Genomic DNA, 3,869 nt, shown 5'->3' with positions numbered 1-3,869 from the left:
GCGGCGAAGGCGGCGAGGTCGGCGGGCGAATCATAGCTGATCGCGATGAAGCCGACGCCCTTCGCCTTTGCCGCCGCCGCAACCGGGCCGAGGCTCTTTAGCTGGCCCTGGCAATAGGGGCACCATTTGGCCGAGCGGAACAGGATGACCATCATTGGCTTGCCATGCGCGACCGCAGCGAGCGTGGTCTTCTTGCCATTGCTGTCGGTCAGCATGGCACCGGTTGCGATGCGTGTGCCGACTGCCGGACCGATCGCTGCCGTTGCGGGGACGGCCTGCGCATAACCGATCGTGGCGGCACCCGCCGATCCGAGGGCGAGCGCGACGGCAAGCGCAGCGCGAAGAGCGAGTGATGTCATGGCGGGGGTCCTTCCGGTTGTTACCCCGCTATATTCGCCTACCGCCCGCGTGACGTTACGCGAGCGGTGCGCTTGCGTCCCCCATCAGTTGCGGAAAAAACCCTTCATGCGCGGAGCGTAACTGATCGAGCGTCACGACATGGTCGTCATCGGGCAGTTCGAAAATGAGTCGCCCCGCGATCGTGCGGCCAATCCGCGCGATTTCCACCCCCGCCGTATCGGCGGCGGTCAGCGTAGCGAGTAGCAAATGATCGGCGATCGTGGCGATATACAGCCCCTGATCCTCACCGAACAGCGAGCACGCGACACCGCACGGCAGCGGCGCGTGGAGCATCGCGCCGATATTGCCGGCGAGCGCCATCTCGGCGATCGTCACCGCGACGCCGCCGTCGGACACGTCGTGCACGGCGGTGAGCGCGCCATTGGCGATATGTTTACGCACGAACACGCCGTTGCGGCGCTCCGCCATCAAGTCGACCGGCGGCGGCGGGCCTTCCTCGCGGCCATGGACTTCGCGCAGCCACAGCGACTGGCCGAGATGCCCGCTGCGTTCGCCGATAAGGACGATGACGTCGCCCGTCCCCTTGAACGCGATCGTCGCGGACTTCGACCAGTCGGGCAGCAATCCGACGCCACCAATTGCCGGGGTGGGGAGGATCGCCGAGCCGCCGCCCGTCGCCTTGCTCTCATTGTAAAGCGAGACGTTGCCCGAAACGATCGGGAAATCGAGCGCGCGGCACGCATCGCCCATGCCGTCGAGGCAGCCGGTGAGCTGCGCCATGATCTCGGGGCGCTGCGGATTGGCGAAATTGAGGCAGTTGGTGACGGCGAGCGGCATTGCGCCCACCGCCGAGAGGTTGCGATAGCATTCGGCGATCGCTTGCTTGCCGCCCTCATACGGGTCGGCATAGCAATAGCGCGGGGTGCAATCGGTGCTCATCGCGAGCCCCTTTTGCGTGCCATGGACGCGCACCACGGCGGCGTCACCACCGGGGCGCTGAATCGTATCGGCGCCGACCTGGGTATCATATTGCTCCCAGATCCAGCGGCGCGAAGCGATATCGGGCGAGGCCATCAGCGTCAGCAGATCAGCGGCGATGTCGCTCGCCTCGGGCATTACGCCGAGCGGCGGCACCTTCGCCCAGGCCTGATACTCTTCCTTGGTCGCGGCGGGGCGGTCGTACAGCGGAGCGTCGTCGGCAAGCGGGGCGAGCGGGATGTCGCACACCGTTTCGCCGTTGAATTTCAGCACCATATGGCCGGTTTCGGTGACCTTGCCGATCACCGCGAAATCGAGCTCCCACTTCTTGAAGATGCGTTCGGCGAAATCCTCGCGGCCGGGCTTCAAGACCATGAGCATCCGCTCCTGGCTTTCGCTCAGCATCATCTCATACGGCGTCATGCCGGTCTCGCGCTGCGGTACGGCGTTCATGTCGAGCTCGATCCCGACGCCGCCCTTCGACGCCATCTCGACCGCCGAGGAGGTGAGGCCGGCCGCGCCCATATCCTGGATCGCGACGATCGCGTCCGACGCCATCAGTTCAAGGCACGCCTCGATCAGCAATTTTTCGGTGAAGGGATCGCCGACTTGCACGGTCGGGCGCTTCGACTCCGAATCCTCGCCGAAATCGGCCGAGGCCATTGTTGCGCCGTGAATGCCGTCGCGTCCGGTCTTGGAGCCGACATAGACGATCGAATTGCCGATGCCGCTGGCCGCCGAATAGAAGATCTTGTCGGTCTGCGCGACGCCGACGGTCATCGCATTGACGAGGATGTTGCCGTCATAGGCTGGGTGAAAATTCACCTCGCCACCAACGGTCGGCACGCCGACGCAATTGCCGTATCCGCCGATGCCGTGGACGACGCCCGCGATCAAATGCCGCATCTTGGGATGATCGGGCGATCCGAAGCGCAAGGCGTTGAGGTTGGCGATCGGGCGCGCGCCCATTGTGAAGACGTCGCGCAGGATGCCGCCGACCCCGGTTGCCGCCCCTTGATAGGGCTCGATGTATGACGGGTGGTTGTGGCTCTCCATCTTGAAGATCGCAGCCTGTCCGTCGCCGATATCGATCACGCCGGCATTCTCACCCGGGCCACAGATCACTTGCGGGCCGGTAGTCGGCAGCTTTTTCAGATGGATACGGCTGGATTTATAGCTGCAATGTTCGGACCACATCACCGAGAAAATGCCGAGCTCGGTCAGATTGGGCTCGCGGCCCATCGCGTGCAGAACGCGCTCATATTCTTCCGGGGAAAGCCCGTGCTGGGCGACGATCTCGGGGGTTATTTCGGTCATGCAGCAGGCATTAGCCGCCAGCGGGGGAGGGGGCTAGCCACTTTGCGAACCGTACCCCCGCCCACGCCCCCGCGAATTGCGAAAGGATGAATCCCGGCGCATCAACCGGCCGGATCCCGGCAAAGCTGTCGGTCAGCGCGCGCGCGAGCGTGATCGCGGGATTGGCGAAGCTGGTCGAGGCGGTGAACCAATAGCCCGCGACGATCCACAAGGCGACCAGCGCCGGCACCGCATCGGGGCGCTGGCGGCTGCCGACGACAATCGTGAACAACAGCCCGAACGTCGCGACGAATTCGCCAATCCACTGGCCGATGCCGGTGCGGACTTTCATGCCCTGTTCGATCAAGGGCATGTCGAACATCGCGTGGACGATCAGCACGCCGGTGATCCCACCGAGCACTTGCGCCGCGATAAACGGCAGCCAGCGCTCGCGCGCGCCGAGCAGGAGCGTGACGGCCGGGTTGAAATGCGCGCCCGAAATCGGGCCGAGCAGCGTAATCAGCACGAACAGCACCGCGCCGGTCGCCGCGGTGTTGCCGATCAGCGCGACGGCATCGTTTCCGCCCGACAGCCGCTGCGCCATCACGCCCGATCCCACCACGGTCGCGAACAGGATCAGCGAGCCAATAAATTCCGCGGCAACCGCGCGCGCGTCGTTCACAAAATCTCGTGCACTGTCTCGGGCGGTCGACACAGGCGCACGCCTTTTTCGGTCTCGACCAAGGGACGCTGAATGAGGATCGGGTGTGCCATCATGGCGTCGAGGATAGTCGCTTCATCCGCATCCTTAAGGCCGAGGTCCGCGACCAGTTCGGCGGCAGGAGAATTGGTCGTGCGCATGCCTTGCCGATGCGAAAGGCCGGCGTCGCGATGCAGCTGGACGAGTTTCTCGCGTGTCGGCGGGGCCTTCAGATATTCGATGACCGTCAGCTCGACCCCCGGAGCTGCCTCCAGAATGGCGAGTGTCTTGCGCGAGGTGCCGCACGCCGGATTGTGCCAGATCGTCGCCTGCATCACGCGCACCCGCACGCGGATTTGGCGGTCAGCGCATCGATCGTCGCCGACGTACCATAGGTCGTCGCTTCGCCCTGCGTCAGGAACGTCTCCCACACCACGCCCTGCGGATCGGTGATCCAGCTCTTTTCGGATTTGGCGTAGCAGCACGTCGTCGCGCCTTCTTCGACTACCGGCGCATCGGCCTGATCGAGCCGTGC

The 3,869-nt window shown here is 64.7% G+C and carries 5 protein-coding genes; all 5 read right to left on the bottom strand.

The genetic code is table 11. The features are described from left to right. On the bottom strand, positions 1-359 hold a 359-nt coding region (locus tag ABWP09_RS13900), incomplete at its 3' end, for a redoxin domain-containing protein (RefSeq protein ID WP_353205718.1). A gap of 55 nt (positions 360-414) precedes the next feature. Beyond that, the gene (gene purL, locus ABWP09_RS13895; RefSeq protein ID WP_353205717.1) at positions 415-2,655 is read right to left on the bottom strand and encodes a phosphoribosylformylglycinamidine synthase subunit PurL; all 2,241 of its coding nucleotides are present in this window, start codon (positions 2,653-2,655) and stop codon (positions 415-417) included. 10 nt (positions 2,656-2,665) lie between these two features. Further along, positions 2,666-3,316, bottom strand: coding sequence for an aquaporin (locus tag ABWP09_RS13890; RefSeq protein ID WP_353205716.1), 651 nt, complete (start codon positions 3,314-3,316; stop codon positions 2,666-2,668). Continuing rightward, positions 3,313-3,669, bottom strand: coding sequence for an arsenate reductase (glutaredoxin) (arsC, locus tag ABWP09_RS13885; protein ID WP_353205719.1), 357 nt, complete (start codon positions 3,667-3,669; stop codon positions 3,313-3,315). The genes ABWP09_RS13890 and arsC overlap by 4 nt, the downstream gene beginning before the upstream one ends. After that, a partial coding sequence (locus ABWP09_RS13880; RefSeq protein WP_502959803.1) for a VOC family protein occupies positions 3,669-3,869 on the bottom strand: 201 nt, incomplete at its 5' end. The genes ABWP09_RS13880 and arsC, both read right to left, overlap by 1 nt.

The organism is Sphingomonas sp. (assembly GCF_040398505.1).
Classification (GTDB): Bacteria; Pseudomonadota; Alphaproteobacteria; order Sphingomonadales; family Sphingomonadaceae; genus Sphingomonas.
This window is presented reverse-complemented; position numbering and strand designations above follow the sequence as displayed.

Bases quoted from the DNA above. Each gene is read 5' to 3' on its own strand.
- arsC (WP_353205719.1), bottom strand. From the start codon at position 3,669: ATGCAGGCGACGATCTGGCACAATCCGGCGTGCGGCACCTCGCGCAAG.
- purL (WP_353205717.1), bottom strand. From the start codon at position 2,655: ATGACCGAAATAACCCCCGAGATCGTCGCCCAGCACGGGCTTTCCCCG.